The organism is Thalassomonas actiniarum, from assembly GCF_000948975.2.
In the GTDB taxonomy this organism is placed as follows: Bacteria; Pseudomonadota; Gammaproteobacteria; order Enterobacterales; family Alteromonadaceae; genus Thalassomonas; species Thalassomonas actiniarum.
In genome coordinates, this window is record NZ_CP059735.1 from 1,931,325 (window position 1) to 1,948,249 (window position 16,925).

The 16,925-nt window shown below is 48.5% G+C and carries 11 protein-coding genes; 9 read left to right on the forward strand and 2 right to left on the reverse strand.

Annotated elements, in window-relative coordinates; all coding sequences use genetic code 11:
• Positions 1 to 24: 24 nt before the first annotated feature.
• The 4 genes from SG35_RS08475 (at position 25) to SG35_RS08490 (ending at position 6,151) form a co-directional block, all read left to right on the forward strand.
• Entirely contained in the window at positions 25 to 552 is a 528-nt protein-coding gene (locus SG35_RS08475; RefSeq protein ID WP_044830814.1) for a CYTH domain-containing protein, read from the forward strand.
• A gap of 366 nt (positions 553 to 918) precedes the next feature.
• Complete coding sequence (locus tag SG35_RS08480) at positions 919 to 2,004, forward strand: efflux RND transporter periplasmic adaptor subunit (protein WP_044830815.1); 1,086 nt, start codon at positions 919 to 921, stop codon at positions 2,002 to 2,004.
• 2 nt (positions 2,005 to 2,006) lie between these two features.
• Positions 2,007 to 5,180, forward strand: coding sequence for an efflux RND transporter permease subunit (locus SG35_RS08485; RefSeq protein WP_044830816.1), 3,174 nt, complete (start codon positions 2,007 to 2,009; stop codon positions 5,178 to 5,180).
• Positions 5,181 to 5,473: 293 nt separating this feature from the next.
• Positions 5,474 to 6,151 (forward strand): hypothetical protein, encoded by a 678-nt coding sequence (locus SG35_RS08490; protein ID WP_044830817.1) that lies wholly within the window; start codon positions 5,474 to 5,476, stop codon positions 6,149 to 6,151.
• 239 nt (positions 6,152 to 6,390) lie between these two features.
• On the opposite strand, the gene pepN is transcribed toward SG35_RS08490, so the two are convergent.
• Positions 6,391 to 9,060, reverse strand: a complete 2,670-nt coding sequence (gene pepN, locus SG35_RS08495; RefSeq protein ID WP_044830818.1) for an aminopeptidase N — start codon at positions 9,058 to 9,060, stop codon at positions 6,391 to 6,393.
• Between the two features lie 282 nt (positions 9,061 to 9,342).
• Between pepN and ppiC the strand changes: the two genes are divergently transcribed.
• The 3 genes from ppiC (at position 9,343) to SG35_RS08510 (ending at position 13,601) form a co-directional block, all read left to right on the forward strand.
• Complete coding sequence (ppiC, locus tag SG35_RS08500) at positions 9,343 to 9,621, forward strand: peptidylprolyl isomerase PpiC (RefSeq protein WP_044830819.1); 279 nt, start codon at positions 9,343 to 9,345, stop codon at positions 9,619 to 9,621.
• A 120-nt stretch (positions 9,622 to 9,741) separates the two neighbouring features.
• Positions 9,742 to 10,521: a DUF4097 family beta strand repeat-containing protein gene (locus SG35_RS08505; RefSeq protein WP_053042769.1), complete on the forward strand. Its 780-nt coding sequence runs from the start codon at positions 9,742 to 9,744 to the stop codon at positions 10,519 to 10,521.
• 140 nt (positions 10,522 to 10,661) lie between these two features.
• Positions 10,662 to 13,601 (forward strand): TolB family protein, encoded by a 2,940-nt coding sequence (locus tag SG35_RS08510; protein ID WP_044830820.1) that lies wholly within the window; start codon positions 10,662 to 10,664, stop codon positions 13,599 to 13,601.
• A 92-nt stretch (positions 13,602 to 13,693) separates the two neighbouring features.
• On the opposite strand, the gene SG35_RS08515 is transcribed toward SG35_RS08510, so the two are convergent.
• On the reverse strand, positions 13,694 to 14,242 hold the full coding sequence (locus SG35_RS08515) for a CHRD domain-containing protein (RefSeq protein ID WP_053042770.1): 549 nt from the start codon (positions 14,240 to 14,242) through the stop codon (positions 13,694 to 13,696).
• A 357-nt stretch (positions 14,243 to 14,599) separates the two neighbouring features.
• On the opposite strand from SG35_RS08515, the gene SG35_RS08520 reads away from it, so the two are divergent.
• Both SG35_RS08520 and SG35_RS08525 read left to right on the forward strand, forming a co-directional pair.
• On the forward strand, positions 14,600 to 15,331 hold the full coding sequence (locus SG35_RS08520) for a glutathione peroxidase (protein WP_044830821.1): 732 nt from the start codon (positions 14,600 to 14,602) through the stop codon (positions 15,329 to 15,331).
• 96 nt (positions 15,332 to 15,427) lie between these two features.
• On the forward strand, positions 15,428 to 16,879 hold the full coding sequence (locus SG35_RS08525) for a dihydrolipoyl dehydrogenase (RefSeq protein WP_044830822.1): 1,452 nt from the start codon (positions 15,428 to 15,430) through the stop codon (positions 16,877 to 16,879).
• Positions 16,880 to 16,925 lie beyond the last annotated feature (46 nt).

The window sequence follows — 16,925 nt, forward strand, 5'->3', positions numbered from 1 at the left end:
GCATATGATAAAGAAACAAAAAAGATGAAACACTTGATAATCACTTGCCTGTTGGCTCTTTTATTTGTACTGCCGGGCTGTAAAAGCACTGGCGTCAATGTCAAAAACGACCTTTCTTTAGGCGGTTTTAACGGCGTATGGGAAGGCAGGGTTACGGCGGTGGCTGATGTCCACTATCCGTTTAACAACACTAAGTATGAGTTTAATGGCAGCAATAACCCGCAAAAAGAGATCCGCCTGGTTATTCAGGGGGAGAAGGTAGAGATCTACACCCTAATAAACTCTCAATGGCAGCAACTTATTCCAGAGCCCTTTCATTTTTCAGTGCATAAAACCAATGCGGTTATTTATGCATCCCGCTCTGCCTCTGATGGCGGCTGGGTTGAAACCGTGAGTTTCTCACTGACGAAAAAAGATGAAAATGCCTTGTATATGTATCATATCCGGATGATTAATCATCCTTTAAAGGCGGCCGAGTTAGATACCGAGAAAACATCTGGCCGGGTATTGGCCGGTTTTACCGCGATACTCAATAAAAATAATGATATATAAAATATGATAAGTATCAGGCCCGTGTCTCAGCGACAAAGCTTATGCGGGCCTTTCAATCCGGGATACAGGGTCGCAAGACTCTCCTGCAAAGCCTCGCTATTTTAATCTTTAGCTGTTGTTTCTAATTCTTTTTATTTTTAGCTGTTATCACAGGCATTGGATGCTTTTTGCTTGGTAACTTTATGCTTACAGCTGCTAAATGTAATTCACTCTGTAAAATACTTAAAATGAGTTAATAGTTACTGTTTTCTAACCTTTTGATATTAAGGATATTACACTTACACTTGGTATGTTGCATTAAGCTGGAACTTAAGTTTCCGGTTTGTTGTCAATAATAGTTTTCGATAACAATAAAGGGGTATCAATATGAAGAATATCAGCCTGTTAGGGGTTATTTCCCTGTTAGTCTTTAGTCAGTTAACTCTGGCTCAGGATGCGATGAAACCCGGTGTAGTAGTGACTCAGGTGACCGAGCAGGATGTCACTAAGGTTTTCTCTCATGTCGGTCGGGTGGTGGCGATAGATAAGGTTGATATTCGCGCCCGGGTCAGCGGTTATTTGCTTAAACGGCATTTCATTGAAGGGGCCGAGGTAAAAAAAGGCGATTTGTTATTTGAAATTGAAGCGGATACCTATGAAATCACCGTGCGGCAAAGGCAGGCGGATCTTGCCAGTGCCAAAGCAAACTTGAAAAAAAGTAAGGCGGCATTAAAGCGCCAGCAGGATTTGAAAAAACGCGGCGTGGCCTCTGAGGCCGACCTGGATCAGGCGGCGGCAAGCGAAGCGGTTGATGAGGCCAGTGTGTTAAAGGCCCAAGCCTTGTTAGCAGAAGCCGAGCTGAGTTTAAGTTATACCAAGATCTATTCTCCCATCGACGGCAAAATCAGCCAGACGGTCTACAGCACGGGAAATTTAGTCGGCGTTGACAGCGGCGCCCTGGCAACGGTAACCAATATGAATCCGGTTTATGTCACTATGTCGGTGAGTGAAAAAATCCTGATCGAAGCCAGAAAGCAGGGGATTGGTAAGAAAACCTCGCCGGTGGCCCCGACACTCAAACTCTCCGACGGCAGTGATTATGGCCCTGCCGGGGAATTTGACTATCTTGATACCCAGGTGAGCGAGTCCACCGATACTATTTTGGCGCGGGCGGTTTTTCCTAATGATGAAGGGGTTTTATTGCCGGGAGAATTTGTTCAGGTGGATGTGACCCCGAAAGAGAAAAAACGCTCGCCGGTCGTGCCTCAGTCGGCGGTGCAAAAAGATCAGCAGGGTTATTTTGTCCTGTTGGTCAATCCCGACAATATCGTTGAAGTACGCCGGGTAGAACTTGGTGCGCAAAAAGCGGGCAACTGGGAAGTGCGTGCCGGTTTGGCGCTTGGGGAAAAAGTTATTATCGAGGGGTTGCAAAAGGTCAGGGCAGGCGCGGCTGTTAATCCGGTGGAGGGCTGATCATGTTTACTGATTTTTTTATTTCCCGGCCTAAATTCGCCTTTGTTATCGCCATTGTCATCATGATAGCGGGGGCGATAAGCCTTAATGCCATTCCGGTGAACCAGTTCCCGGATATTACGCCGCCCCAGGTGGTGGTGACAACCGCTTACCCGGGGGCCAGTGCCCAGGTGGTGGAAGAGTCGGTGGCTGCCATTATTGAGGCGGAAGTGAACGGGGTGGACGATATGATTTATATGTCGTCAACCAGCGGCAATGACGGCAGTTATTCCCTGACGGTGACCTTTGCCGTCGGCACAGATCCCGATATGGCCACCGTCAATGTCCAAAACCGGGTGGCGCAGGTGAGTGCCAAGTTACCTAATGATGTCAGCCGCCAGGGCATAGTCACCAAAAAACAGTCGTCGAGCATGCTGATGGTGATTAATTTTTTCTCGCCGGATAACAGTTACGACGATGTTTACCAGAGTAATTATGTGTCGATTAATGTCCAGGACCAGCTGTCGCGCATCAATGGCGTCGGCAGTGTCAGCCAGTTTGGCGCCAAAGATTACGGCATGCGGGTCTGGCTCGATCCCGATCGGCTTACCGCGTTAAATGTTTCCACCAAAGATGTCAGCGAGGCCATACGTAACCAGAATATCCAGGCATCTGCCGGTCAGCTGGGAGCGCCGCCGTTTGATTACGACCAGCAATTTCAATATACCCTGCAGGCCAAAGGCCGGTTAAAAACCGTGGCGGAATTTGAAAACATTATTATCCGCGCCAATGCCGACGGTTCGACCTTACGCCTGAAAGATATTGCCCGCTTGGAGCTGGGTTCGCAAAGTTATACCGGCACCAGTAAGTTGAACGGTAAGCCGTCGGCATCCCTGGCGGTGTATCAGGCGCCGGGGGCCAATGCCCTGGATGTTGCCGACAATGTTTATCTCGAGCTGGAGAAGCTGAAACAAAACTTCCCTGCCGGGCTTGAATATACCGTGCCTTACGATACCACCAAGTTTGTCCGCGCCTCGGTCAAAGAAGTGATCGAAACCCTGTTTATTACCTTTACCCTGGTGGTGGCGGTAACTTACTTATTTTTAGGCAGCTGGCGGGCGACCCTGATCCCCGCCATTGCCATCCCGGTGTCTTTGGTAGGGACCTTTGTTGTGCTCTTTGTGGTGGGGTTTACCGCCAATACCATTTCTTTGTTCGCCATTATTTTAGCCATAGGCATAGTGGTGGATGACTCTATTGTTGTGGTGGAAAATGTCCAGCGGCATTTGAATGAGTCTGACATGTCGCCGATGCAGGCGACTTCTGTGGCGATGAAAGAAGTTGTCGGCCCTGTGATTGCCACCACCTTAGTACTGCTGGCGGTTTTTATTCCGGTTTCTTTTATGCCGGGGATCACCGGTGAGCTTTATAAGCAATTTGCCCTGACCATCTCAGTGGCTGTGGTGATCTCTTCCGTGAATGCCCTGACACTGGCGCCGGCGCTATCGGCATTGCTGCTGAGTAAAAAAACCGGCAAGTTATCCGGTCCTCTGGCTGCCTTTGATGCTCTGGTCACCCGGATAAGAGACAAATATGTCGGGGCCGTTAACTTTCTTAACCGCCGGGTATTGCTGGCACTGACTTTGCTCGCGGCTATTGCTGTCGGTACTTTAGGTCTGTTCCGTATTGCGCCTACGGGATTTTTACCGCTTGAGGATAACGGTTTTTTCCTGTCGAACGTCCAGCTTCCGGACGGGGCATCCTTAAACCGTACCAATGAGGTGGTGGCAGAAATTACCGAGTTGATGCAGTCGGAGCCCGGGGTCAGTGATGTGATTGCCATTACCGGCTTTTCTATTTTATCCGGTGCTTCCTCGAACTCGGCACTGCTGATCCCGATATTAACCCCCTGGGAGCAGCGCACCGATTTTAGCCTGAAATGGTTTAATATCTTAGGCCGTTTAAATGCCAAACTGGCGGCTGTCCCTTCGGCGCAGAGCTTTGTCTTTCCTATGCCGCCGATCATGGGCCTGGGTACAGGTGGCGGTTTTGAAGGGCAAATTCTCGATACCGCGGGCGGTTCACCGCTGGAGCTGGCACAGGCTACCCGCAGCCTGGTGTTTGCCGCCAATCATGATCCCAGGCTAAGCGGCGTCTTCAGTACCTTTACCGCCAATGTGCCGCAATATTATATTGATGTCGACCGGGAAAAGGCCCAGGCATTGGGTATTGAGATCTCTGATATTTTTGAGACCTTGCAAACCAATTTTGGCTCTTCTTATATCAATGATTTTAATTTGTACGGCAAGGTTTACCGGGTGATAGTACAGGCGGAAGCAGGATATCGCCGCTCGCTCGAAGATATCGACAGGCTGCATGTGCGCAATATGCACAACGACATGGTGCCGCTTGGCGCTTTAGTGCAGGTGGAATCAGTACTCGGTCCCCAGGCTTTGAACCGGTATAATATGCGTAAATCAGCCGCGATTCAGGGAAATCCCGGCGAAGGCTATAGTTCGGGAGAAGCTCTGCAGGCTTTGCAGGACATCGCTAAAACCGCACTGCCGCCGGGTTATATCCTGGAGTGGACAGGTACTTCCTCGCAGGAGCAGGAAGCAGGCAATTTTGTGGTGCTGATTTTCACCCTGGCTTTTGTTTTTGCCTATTTATTTCTGGTAGCGCAATATGAAAGCTGGACCATTCCCATGGCGGTGGTGGTCTCTGTGGTGGTGGCTATTTTTGGCGCACTGTTGCCTATTGTCTTGTTGCCTTTTCTCAGTAATAACCTCTATGCCCAGGTCGGTATTGTTATGCTGATCGGCCTGGCGAGTAAAAGTGCTATCTTGATTGTCGAATTTGCCAGTGAGCTCCGACAGCAGGGATTGTCTGTGATTGAGGCCGCCAACCAGGCTGCAAAACTGCGCTTTCGGGCGGTGATGATGACGGCACTGTCTTTTATCCTCGGGGTCTTGCCGCTGGCCTTTGCCTCTGGTGCCGGCTCTGCCAGCCGGATGTCTATTGGCTGGGTGGTGTTAGGCGGTATGTTATTGGCGACCGTGGTCGGTATTTTCTTCATCCCGACGTTATTTGTGATGTTACAAGGGCTGCGGGAGAAGGTTAAAGGAGAACAAGCCGGTTCTGATCAAGGCGCTCCTGAAAAAAATCAGCCAACCGGCATCCCGGGCGCTGACGGTTAATATCTTCAGGCAGTACTTGAGTGGTTCGACCTCTTGTGCTGCCTGATTTTCCATTCTTTTATTCTTCCTGTGAATCAATATCTTGATAAAAGTTAATTTCTTGTCTTTTTCTTTATATCCCTTGTCAGACAAGGGCTATACGCCGGATAAGTTGCGAAATAACCTCAGTTACCTACACTTTAAAATCACAGGCAGAAACAGGCCGTGGATTTCTTTTAGGGTAGCAATTATCCGGGAATCGGCTTTGTTTTTGTGTGATGTTGTATTTAATGTCTTGATAAAAGGAGAAAATCATGACAGTTCAAGCCAGTCTCACCATTTCGGATGCCGATAACCAAATAGTTGTTTTTCTCAATGGTGAAGAAATCTATAACAAAAGCACCATAGGGGAAAAACCCCTGACCGATGTGACCGATCTCAGTGCCAAGTTAGTAGAAGGAGATAATACCTTGCTTATCCTCGGTATTAACTGGGGAGGGCCTTCAACCTTTAAAGGTTACCTGACGGTGAACGGCGCCGTTTCCCCTTTTCATAAAATGTATGATGCCATGGCACCCAGGGGGCTGTTGTGGAGTGATACTTTTGTTATCCAGGGGGAGTGTCCCAATGTGCCGGTGCTGAACCGGGTTACTTCCGGCAGTCACCCCGAGATCCCTGAAGAACTTATCGAAGGTTTTTCCGATGGCGCAGAATCTCTGGATTTTTCCGACAACTGTGAAGTGATACACTGGAATGGTTATACCTATTGGGCCTTTTCTTATATGGATAACCGGGAATCGTTAGCCATAGTTGCTTTTGACAATGATGGGCAGCTGGTGGGGAAAATAGAAAAAAAGGGCGCACATTTCCTCTGGCAGATATCCCTGGATCATGCCAGCAAAACGGTTACTTTTTACGGGCAGCATAACCATCATATCACCATGGGCTGGGAAGAGCTTAAAGCCTGCTGCCAGGAAAGTATGCCGGCTTAGTTTTAAGACCGGCTATTAATACCTGCTTAAACCACATTTAATAAAAAGGCCAGACAGTCAAACTGTCTGGCCTTTTTATTTACAGGACGTAAAGTATGTCGTGGGTTCAAGGATGAACAGAAACGACGACTTACAGGACGTAAAGTATGTCGTGGGTTCAAGGATGAACAGAAACGACGATTTACAGGACGTAAAGCATGTTGTAGATTCTGGGATATTTATGCCACTTGCTGTCCGTCCTATTGTTCCATTAACGTCAGGATTTTATTACAACGGTTGACCTGCTGATGTGTGGCTCTGATGCTTTTTAACGCCACAGGCTTCATGTCCGTTGACGCTTTTACCAATTCCGACAGGAAGTTTTCATTATCGGCCGTACATTGCTTGGGCAGCATGATACGGGTGAAGGCGTTTAGCAGCCCGTAATTAGCTTGCTCATTTAATGCCCGCATCTTGCTGATGATCGCCTCACGGTAAGGGTTTTTAAAGGCTTGTTGCTCTGCCGGAAACAGGCCGGCCATGATATAACGCAAGCGGGCGAGTTTTAACTGCTCAGGATTATGGCGCAGAATATCGAACAATTTTGCCTTTTCTTCCGCTTGCGGGCGCTGTGCCCGGGCGTAGAAGCTGTAGTTGATACCTGTGTCGCTGTTATCCTGCTCAGTTTGCGCCGCCAGTCTTTGCCGGTAGTTGGCAAACTGGTAGCGGTTAAGTTGGGCGACCAGGGCCCAGCGCTTGTCCTGATCTATGGTCAGGCCGTCAAAACTGAGCTTGTGATCGAGAATATCCGCCAACATTGCCAGATGCTTGTCAGATCTGGCGACAGACACAAAGCGGCCATACCATAACTTTTGCGCATCTGAGCCGGCTTTGGCCCCGCTCAGTAATTGATAATAAACTTGCGCTACCTGATTGTGCTTGTCGCTGTAGTCGCGGCGCTGCTGATAGGTGAGCATATCCAGGTAATGCAGCGCCGAGGTTAAGCTGGAGGCAATTTTCCTGCTGACATTATGGTCTTGCTCCCCCCGGATATTTTTCAGGGCAAAGTCGACAAAATCTGCCGCCGAGAGTCTGGCATCGCGGACACTGTCAAACAGGCTTTGCCATAACATGATGCGCATGGTGGCATTGTCCAGGGCATTAATATGCTGCTTGACGGCAGTTAAAGACATGGGATCCAGGTTGACTTTGACATAACCCCAGTCTCCTTCGTTGGGATAAACCAGATCCGGGCAGGTTTTTCCTATGGCATCGTCTACTGAAGTGGACTTGCCCTTATAGGTAATGGCGATTTTATCGGTAAGCGCCATGCTGTTTTGCCGATAGTTATATAAACCGACCTGTACCCTTTGTTCACGCAGGGTCGGGTAGGATTTAGGGGCAGTTTGTTTAAGGGTAAAGGAGGAAACTTTGCCGTTTTCACACTGGTAGCTGGCTTCTATGGTGTTTAATCCCGGCTGGTATAACCAATCCTGGGTCCACTGGCTTAAGTCTTTGCCGGCAGCCTTACCTAATTCAGTCATAAAATCATCGAGTTCGGTATTTTTATAGGCAAATTTTTTCAGGTAGTTACTGACACCGATGCGGAATTCGTCTTCACCCAGATAATGGTGAACCTGCTTAAGCACGGCAGCGCCTTTGCCGTAGGTGATACCGTCAAAGTTGGTCATGGCATCGCCCGTGGTCGGCACCTCAAGTTCAATGGCATGGGTATTGACAGAATCATCGCTGCGATAGGCCCATTGCTTCATGCCGGTGTAAAAATAATCCCAGGTATTGGTAAAGTCACTGGCCTGGTCTATGGCCAGGTTAGCCATATAGGTGGCAAAACTTTCATTCAGCCATAAACCGTTCCACCATCTCATGGTAACCAGGTCGCCGAACCACATATGGGCCATTTCATGGGCTATGGTATTGGCCAGGTTCATGCGTGCCCGGGTCGATTTTTCGCCGCGGCTGACATAGGACTCGGTGAAGGTGACCGCGGCAACATTTTCCATGGCGCCGGAATTAAAGTCCGGGGCTATGATTTGATCATATTTGCCAAAGGGATAGCGGATATCAAAATAGTCATTGAAAAATTTGAAGCTTTGTTTGGTTGGAGTAAACCAGTCGTCTGTTTTCACATTTTCCGCCAGGCTTTGGCGGGCAAACAGCCGCAGCGGGATATCTTCGAACTTATCTTCCCAGACCGCATAGTTGCCGGCATGTAAGGCAAAAACATAAGAAGATATTTTCGCCGATATTGGGAAATACCAGTGGTTAAATTCCCCTTCGGTTTTTATCTCGCTCTCCCGGGTCGTGGAAATTACCTGCCAGTGTCTGGGGGCGATGACGTCCAGGGTATAACGGGCTTTGAGATCCGGCTGGTCGAAATGGGGAAACAGGCGGTTGGCGTCATAAGGTTCAAAATCGGTATATAAATAGACTTCTTTATTTTTGGGATCAACAAAGCGGTGGAAACCCGAGCCGTCGGTGGAATATTTGCGGGAATAATCAATGACCAGGGTATTTTGGCCGTTGACCAGCTGATGCTGGGGGATGGTGATAAACCATTTGTCGAATTTAAAGGTCGCCGCCTGGCCGTTAATGGTAACTGATGTTATCTCGCCTTCTTCAAAGTCTATGGTCAGTGGCAGGTTATCGCTTTTATCCAGGTCAAAGGTGATTTTATTGCTGCCGCTAAAAGACTCGCTGGTCTGGTCTATTTTCAAGGATAACCGGTAATTGAGATTGCTGATCTGGGCCGATCTTTGTTTGGCATATTCGCCGGATAAAAATTCGCTGTTATCCCGCAGCTTGCCTGCGCCAAGTCCGTCAGGACCAGAGCTGCAACTGCTTAAAGCAAGGGCTGAGCTTAATGCGCTTGCGGCTAGCCACCGGCACCTTCCTGGCTTAAAAATCGCCATTTGTAATATTCTCCTTTGACCTTTTCCAGGTTTTATTTTGTAATCAAGAGGCCGGTATCTTGTGGTGATAATTCATCTGTTTATCTGCTCACGCTGTGGTTGTGACCGGCAGGGGCATTGATGTTATCAATAAATTCCAGCCAGGGTAAGGGGCTGCAGCGGAAATTAGCTGGTCTAAACGGCTTTTGGGGGTAAAGCATTTTCAGGGTTTTAAACAGTGATCAAAGTGGCCCGCTACTGGTATAATCGCCTTAAATTCGTAGTTATTCAGGTAGAAGTATTATGGCCGTAGCCTGTGCCCATCATATTTTAGTAAAAAGTGAAAAATTAGCGCAAAAATTAAAAGAGGAAATCGCCAAAGGCGCCGACTTTGGTAAAGTCGCCCGAAAACATTCTATCTGCCCGTCCGGGAAAAAAGGCGGCGATCTGGGGGAATTTCGTCCCGGTCAAATGGTGAAAGCTTTTGATAATGTTGTCTTTAAAAAAGAAGTACTTAAAGTACATGGTCCGGTAAAAACCCGTTTTGGCTACCATTTGATTAAAACAATTTATCGTACTTAATCAAAAGTTTAGATGGAATTTGAGTTTTTTATAAAATTTATTTATTTTGCTTTTAAACCTTTTTGTTGTTTGGCTTCACTCATTTAAATAACGAAACGCTAAAAACAATAAAGGTTTATTATGAATAAAGTAACTGCATTTGCTACCGGCGCCCTGTTACTGGGTCAGGGAATACTAAGTCAACCCGCAATGAGCCATATGGGCTTTGGGCATGACAAGACCTTGCAAAAAACCAGGACCTTAACCCTGGAAGTGGCAAACATGTCGGAGCTGGTGATTGAAGCCGGCGCCGGTTCCATGGAAATAAAATCTGCCGATATTGATCAGATCCAGGTCACCGCCAAAATATATCAGGAGCAGCCTCATGATAATTATTGCCTGTCTCTAAGCCGGAAAAATAATCAGGCGCTGTTGGAGTCGGCAAGCTGTCGTGATGATCGTTATGATAACCATGAGACCAATATCGATCTGACGGTACTGGTCCCGCAAGAACTGGCACTGGATATCCGCGATGGCTCCGGATTTATTCAGGTTGAAGGTGTCGCCAAGGCTAAAATTGTCGATGGTTCAGGTTATATCGATATCCGCAATATCAGCGGGCAGGTTGATATTCATGACGGCTCTGGTTTGATCACCGCCGTTAATATAGATAAAAACCTGGATATTACCGATGGCTCAGGGGCCATTGAGGTGCGCTCGGTGGCAGGTGATTTGGCGATCAGCGATGGCTCAGGCGGCATTGATATTAGTTCGGTTGAGGGGGCTGTAGTGATTCGTGACGGTTCCGGCAGCATCAGTGTTGATCAGGCCGGGCGCTTTGAATTATTGGCGGACGGCTCAGGCAGTGTCGATGTCAGCAACATCCGCGGTGAAGTGGTGATGAACGGCCACGGACGTTAAATTTCTCGTTTTATCAGTTACTTTGGCTGCCGGTTTCGTCTCCCGACAGCCTTGTATCAGCTTGTGATTGCCAATTTCGGGTATTAAAATAGTGCCCGCGAATGATCTAGCTAATACAAGGCAAAGGGAGCTTCTATCTGATGAAAATAATGCCGGTACTGATTTTTATTTTTTCTGTCATTTGTTTGCCTGTTGCGGCTGCTGTATATCCGCAAAGCCTTGATGAAGCCAAAGGCCAGCAACATCACAGTTCTGCTGTTCTCTCCTTCAATAAACCACACAGTCTGTCAAATGAAAGTGCAGGGGGGGATCCACTGCAAACCCTGACAACCCGTTATGGCAGAATTCATTATCACAGAGACTATCAGGCTTTTGCCGAGGAAATCGCCAGGCGTTTTGATGCTGTCTACCTTGATGTCGGCAAACTGATAGGTTTTAACCGGGAAGAAAAACTCGACCTGGTGATCGGTGACGAGATCCACCGGGCCAATGGTACGGCTTTGCCTATGGCGGCGGGCTCTTTGCTCAAACTTTACACCAGCGCCCCCCGCTCTGAGCAGGGACTGGGATTTTACAGCGACTGGCTGGATTTAGTGCTCAGTCATGAACTGGCCCATAAAATCCATCTGGCCGAGCCGGGCAGGAGCTGGCGTTCCACTTTGGACCCTTACCTGCTTGAAGCCGATGCCATCAATGCCGGCCGTTATCCCCGCTGGGTTGCCGAAGGTTATGCCACGGTGATCGAAACGGAATTTACCGGGCAGGGGCGCATTCACAGTGATTATGTCAAAAGCTTATTGCAGCAATGGGCGCTTGAGGGTCAGCTGCCGAGCTATGGTGAGCTAAACGGCAGCAAGCGTTACCTGGGGCGGACCATGATGTATTATCAGGGCAGCGCTTTCCTCTACTGGTTGCAACAAGAATACGGCGCGGAGAAGTTATCGCATTTATGGCGTCGTGCGACCGCAATAAAACATCGCTCGTTCGAGCAGGCCTTTACCGGTTTGTTTCTCGACTCGCCGGAAAACCTCTATAAGCAATTTGTCGCCGAACAGGTTTACCTGGCCAGGTTGGCTCTGGGGGAGGCGCAGCCGAGCGGGCAATTATGGCAGGACAATGGTTTTAAAGTGCTCAGCAGCGAACCTTCATTGGATCAAAAGCAGATATTGCAACTTGAGCAGGATAAAAAAGGTTATATCAGCTTGAGTGTGTTTGGCCTGGATGAAAATAGCAAAGCCAGGGAAAAGTTTGAAAACAATAACCGCGAGCTGCTGGCCAAAGACCCTTTAGATGTTGCCGATACCCGGCCCCGGGTGTTTAATCCAAAAGCCCTGTATCGGGTGAAAAGCAATAAAAAGCATCAGTGGCGCCGTGCCCGCTACCTGGACGACCAACACGCCCTGGTGCTGCAATATCAACGGCAGGACAATCATGAACTGGGTTTTGAACTGGCAAAAGTGAACCTGAAAAGCGGGCAGGTGGATAAGCTTAGCCAAGGTCTGCGGCTGCAAGATTATGTCTTGAGCACGGATAAAAGCTCGGTGCTGGCGGTTTCACACTTTGCCGGCTTTAACCAGCTGCTGAAAATCTCCCTTAAAGACGGCAGCTGGCAAGAAGTGAGCGAAAAGCGCTTTAATTACCCTATGGATAATCTGAGTCTGTCTCCTGACGGCAGTCGTTTAGCCCTGATGGCCCTTTATGAAAAACAGTGGCACATTCATCTTTATGATTTGACCAAGGGGCAGTGGCAGGTAGTTAAGCTGCCGCTGCAGGGAAATTATCTTTCCTATCTGCGCTGGCAGCCTTCGGGACTTTACTTTAGCTATAGCGGCAAAAACAGCCACGCTGATAGCAAAAATAACAAGGCGCAGGGTATCAATGTCTATCGCTTAAACCTGGAAAATAACAGCTGGCAGCAATTAACCCGGGGAAATCATATCAGCACAGCGGCCTTTGCTTTGGATGAAAACCGCTTGTTTTATTTAGCGACCACCAGTGAGGGGCAGGATACTTATTCGCAGGACATCAGTGACATGAATCAGCAGACGGACAAGGCGTTTGCCCATGGCATGTTCAGCTTATTGCCGGTAAGCAATCCCTTGTTGTCTGCCTCTTTGCCCGGGGAAAAAATAAACCAAAGAGCCGGCGAAAGTGAAGCTTACGGACCGGGACCGCAAGTGGCAACCTTGGCACTTGGTACCTATATCAGCGATGTGGATCGCGGCGTAGAACTGCTTGCCCGGGGAGGTGATCCGTTTGCAAGGCTGCGCTGGCAGCTTGCCTGGAGTCACGGTGATTTGCAGCAAAACAGCGCATTAAAGTTCAAAAGCACCTTATCCGATATCAAGATATACGCCGAGCTGCTTGATAACGACTACCGGGGGCAGCACTTGCGACAGCGCATTAAAGCGGTAAACGGGGAAGTTTCCCGGGATATATATTTAACAGACAACAGCCGCCTGCGCTTAAGGGCGGGGCTTGGCCATGAGAAAGTCACCAGGCCACTGGCCGAGTTTAAGTCAATGCATTACCGCCTGCAGGGGGACTTTAGCTTTGATGATGCCATAGGCAAGTTTCATTACGGCTTTGGCCTTAATGCCCTGGCCATGGATTATCACGGTGATGGACAAGACTGGCAGCGCTTTGATTACGGCCTGTCCACCCGGGCGGGTTATCAGGACATGCATTTGGGCTATGCCTACAGGGATCATGATTTATCCGGCACTATACCCGGCTATGGTCTGTTAACTTTTGGCGGGCAGCTAACGTCTGCCTCGAGTGAGCTAGCGGGTAAGGAGTTGCTGGATTCACGTTTTCCTCTGGCATGGCAAAGCGGTTTTCGCTTTCGTCAGCACAGGATAAATATGCGCTTTAACAGTCTGGACTTTTTCTATCTCAGGCATAAAACCGACCAGGCAAAAGCTTTATCTTCCTACGGCTTGCAAATGATGACTTCGGTGGATAATACCAGTGCGTTACTTGACGGGCTAAATTTGAAATTTTCTGTTAACTGGTTTGAAAACCAGTGGCATCAGGATGAAGACATGATGTCGCTGTCTTTAATGTACAACTTTAAATAGCGGGGGAGATTTTGGTTATTTGTTCACCCCTGGTCTTGCGGGCCCGGCCAAGAGTGAACATGGGATTGATTTTATGGTAACAGCAACAGTCTTTAACGTTTTATCCTGCCCCGTGTTTGACGTGCGCTATGCAGCAGTAACAAACCCGCTAATATCAGCAGGGGCAAAGTGGCGGGTGCCGGCACCAGCACATTGCCCAGTTGCCCCCTGACAGAGCCCGGGGGAAATTCAGCGGTGTGGACATTGATATAAAAACCTTCGGGCGCATTAATAATGGTATTTACATCCGCAAGGCTGGCCACCAGGGAATCTATCAGGGTATTGGCACCACCTGAAGTATTGACCCCAAGGTTGATGAAGACACCGGCATTGATACCAACTGTGCCCCCCGGGCCGTGGATATGCATGGCAAGGGGCGTATCGATATTGGCATAGGTCAAGTCCCAGGAAATTAAACCTGTAACGTCATCAAAGCTGATGGTACCGCTGGCGGTGCCGTCGAGATCGCTAACGGGGACTTCTTGCAGGCCATCAAGTTCCATTTGATAGGTGATTAAACTGGCGCTGGCCAGGCCTGGTAACAGGCAGAGCATAAAACAAATTATCGCCGGCCATTTGCCGGTTTTCAGTGCTTTTATCATGACTTTTCCTATCTGTTTAATAAAGGTTTACGGCATTTCTCTCGGTAAAAAGTCAGGCATAATTTAAACCATTTCTGCTAGTTTTTTGTTTTCTTGGAAATTCTTTTTTGAAAAAGGCTGGGAAAGAATAACAGCAGGTAAAGTTGTAAAAAACACCGACAGCCTTTATCTGCTGCCGTTCAGGATAATAGCAACTCTCTAATCTGTTTTTTCGATTGTAATGATAGTTTTAATTTGTTTTATTGTTTTTTAACTTTGGCTGATAATGAACTCATTGAAACGGGCAAGTAAATGAAATTGCCTTACGCTTAACCTAATACTTAAACAACGAAAGATAAATTCAACAGGAGCTCAATCATGCTAAACAATAAAGAAGGTCAAACTATCCCGGCGGTAACTTTTGCAACACGTGATAACGATCAGTGGGTCAACCGCACCACGGAAGAATTATTTGCCAACAAAACCGTCGTGGTTTTTTCTCTGCCAGGGGCATTTACCCCGACTTGTTCATCCACTCACTTGCCGCGTTTTAATGAACTGGCCAATACCTTTAAGGCTAACGGCGTTGACGACATTATCTGTATGTCGGTAAACGATACCTTTGTGATGAATGCCTGGGCGGCGGATCAGGAAGCGGGCAATATCACCCTAATCCCCGACGGTAACGGCGAATTTACCGACGGCATGGGCATGCTGGTGGACAAAAACGACTTAGGCTTTGGCAAGCGCAGCTGGAGATACTCTATGTTGGTGAAAAATGGTGTAGTGGAAAAAATGTTTATCGAGCCGGAAGTTGACGGCGACCCGTTTGAAGTGTCCGATGCCGATACCATGCTGGAATACATTAACCCAGAGGCGAAAAAGCCAGAAGCGGTTTCTTTATTCACTAAACCCGGCTGCCCTTTCTGTAAGAAAGCCAAAGAGCTGTTAACCGAGCAGGGACTGGCGTTTGAAGAAATCGTTCTGGGCAAAGATGCCAGTTTAACCAGCTTAAAAGCGATATCCGGTAATGAAACCGTGCCGCAAGTATTCATCGGCGGTAAGTTAATCGGCGGCAGTGAAGCGTTAGCACAACACTTCGGTCAGTAATCACCTCTGACGGCGGGCTGTAACTGAAGTTATAGCCTCGCCGGGAAAATTTTTCTCAGCGACAAACTTGTCATCATTCTTTTTTGGGGAAGTAAAATGAAAATCATCAATACCGATGTTGCGATTCTTGGTGCCGGAACGGCAGGGTTAGGAGCATACCGGGCCGCGAAAGCCCATACCGATAAGGTGATCTTAATTGAAAACGGTCCTTATGGCACTACCTGTGCCCGCGTGGGATGTATGCCGAGTAAGTTATTAATTGCCGCTGCAGAAAAAGTCCATCAGATACAAGCAGCGAGTCCTTTTGGCATCCAGGTTGAAGTGCCGCCTGTGGTACATGGTAAAGCGGTGATGAAACGGGTGCGTGAGGAAAGAGATCGCTTCGCCGGTTTTGTGGTTGATACTGTCGAAGACTTTCCCGAGCAGGATAAAATTCGCGGTAAAGCCAGGTTTATCAACAATCACCAGTTACAGGTTGATGATCATACCTTGATCAATGCCAAACGTGTGGTGATAGCGACCGGCTCACGTCCCAGTTATCCGGGTTTTTTCAATAATGTCAGCGACCGCCTGATAGTCAACGATGATCTGTTTGACTGGCAGGATCTGCCTGAATCGGTTGCGGTTTTTGGCCCCGGTGTGATTGGTTTGGAGCTGGGACAGGCGCTGCACCGCTTAGGCGTTAAAGTGAAGGTCTTTGGCATCGGCGGTGCACTGGGGCCGCTGACAGACCCTGAAGTTGCTGCTTACAGTAAAGCGAAATTAGCCGAGGAGTTTTACCTGGATACCGACGCCAAAGTCTTGTCCATGAAAAAAGTCGGCGATAAAGCACAGCTGAACTTTATTAACCTTGAAGGCGAGGAAGTGGTAGAGCAGTTTGATTATTTACTTGCCGCTACCGGTCGTCGCCCTAATACCGATAATTTAGGGCTGGAAAATACCGATTTAGTGCTGGACGAACGCGGCGTGCCGCTGGCGGATGAAAAAACCATGCAATGCGGCACCAGTAATATTTTTATCGCCGGAGATGCCAGCAACATGTTGCCGCTGTTACATGAAGCGGCGGATCAGGGCAAGATTGCCGGAGATAATGCCGGGCGTTTGCATCGCGCCAAGCCCGGATTAAGACGCACGCCGATTTCCGTGGTGTTCTCCGATCCCCAGATTGCCATGGTGGGGGCAAGTTATCGCCAGTTAGAGCAGGAATACGGCAGTTGCCAGTGTTTTGCTGTCGGGGAAGTCTCGTTTGAAGATCAGGGGCGCAGCCGGGTGATGCTGAAAAACAAAGGTATGTTGCGGGTATATGCCCAGCAAGGCACGGGATTATTTTTAGGGGCGGAAATGTTTGGCCCGGCGGCAGAGCATATTGCCCACTTGTTATCCTGGGCAGTGCAAAACAAGATGACGGTGGCACAGATGCTGGATATGCCTTTTTACCACCCGGTGATAGAGGAAGGGGTACGTACCGCTTTGCGGGATTTAAACGCGAAACTGCACTTGGGACCGGAAATTATTTCCCACTGTATCGAGTGTGGTCCTGGGGCATAAAGTACCTGGAAATAAGCGATTTTCTTTACGAGTAGATCACGAAACA

Coding starts and splice junctions, on each gene's coding strand:
- SG35_RS08475 (WP_044830814.1), top strand. CDS start 25: ATGAAACACTTGATAATCACTTGCCTGTTGGCTCTTTTATTTGTACTG.
- SG35_RS08480 (WP_044830815.1), top strand. CDS start 919: ATGAAGAATATCAGCCTGTTAGGGGTTATTTCCCTGTTAGTCTTTAGT.
- SG35_RS08485 (WP_044830816.1), top strand. CDS start 2,007: ATGTTTACTGATTTTTTTATTTCCCGGCCTAAATTCGCCTTTGTTATC.
- SG35_RS08490 (WP_044830817.1), top strand. CDS start 5,474: ATGACAGTTCAAGCCAGTCTCACCATTTCGGATGCCGATAACCAAATA.
- pepN (WP_044830818.1), bottom strand. CDS start 9,060: ATGGCGATTTTTAAGCCAGGAAGGTGCCGGTGGCTAGCCGCAAGCGCA.
- ppiC (WP_044830819.1), top strand. CDS start 9,343: ATGGCCGTAGCCTGTGCCCATCATATTTTAGTAAAAAGTGAAAAATTA.
- SG35_RS08505 (WP_053042769.1), top strand. CDS start 9,742: ATGAATAAAGTAACTGCATTTGCTACCGGCGCCCTGTTACTGGGTCAG.
- SG35_RS08510 (WP_044830820.1), top strand. CDS start 10,662: ATGAAAATAATGCCGGTACTGATTTTTATTTTTTCTGTCATTTGTTTG.
- SG35_RS08515 (WP_053042770.1), bottom strand. CDS start 14,242: ATGATAAAAGCACTGAAAACCGGCAAATGGCCGGCGATAATTTGTTTT.
- SG35_RS08520 (WP_044830821.1), top strand. CDS start 14,600: ATGCTAAACAATAAAGAAGGTCAAACTATCCCGGCGGTAACTTTTGCA.
- SG35_RS08525 (WP_044830822.1), top strand. CDS start 15,428: ATGAAAATCATCAATACCGATGTTGCGATTCTTGGTGCCGGAACGGCA.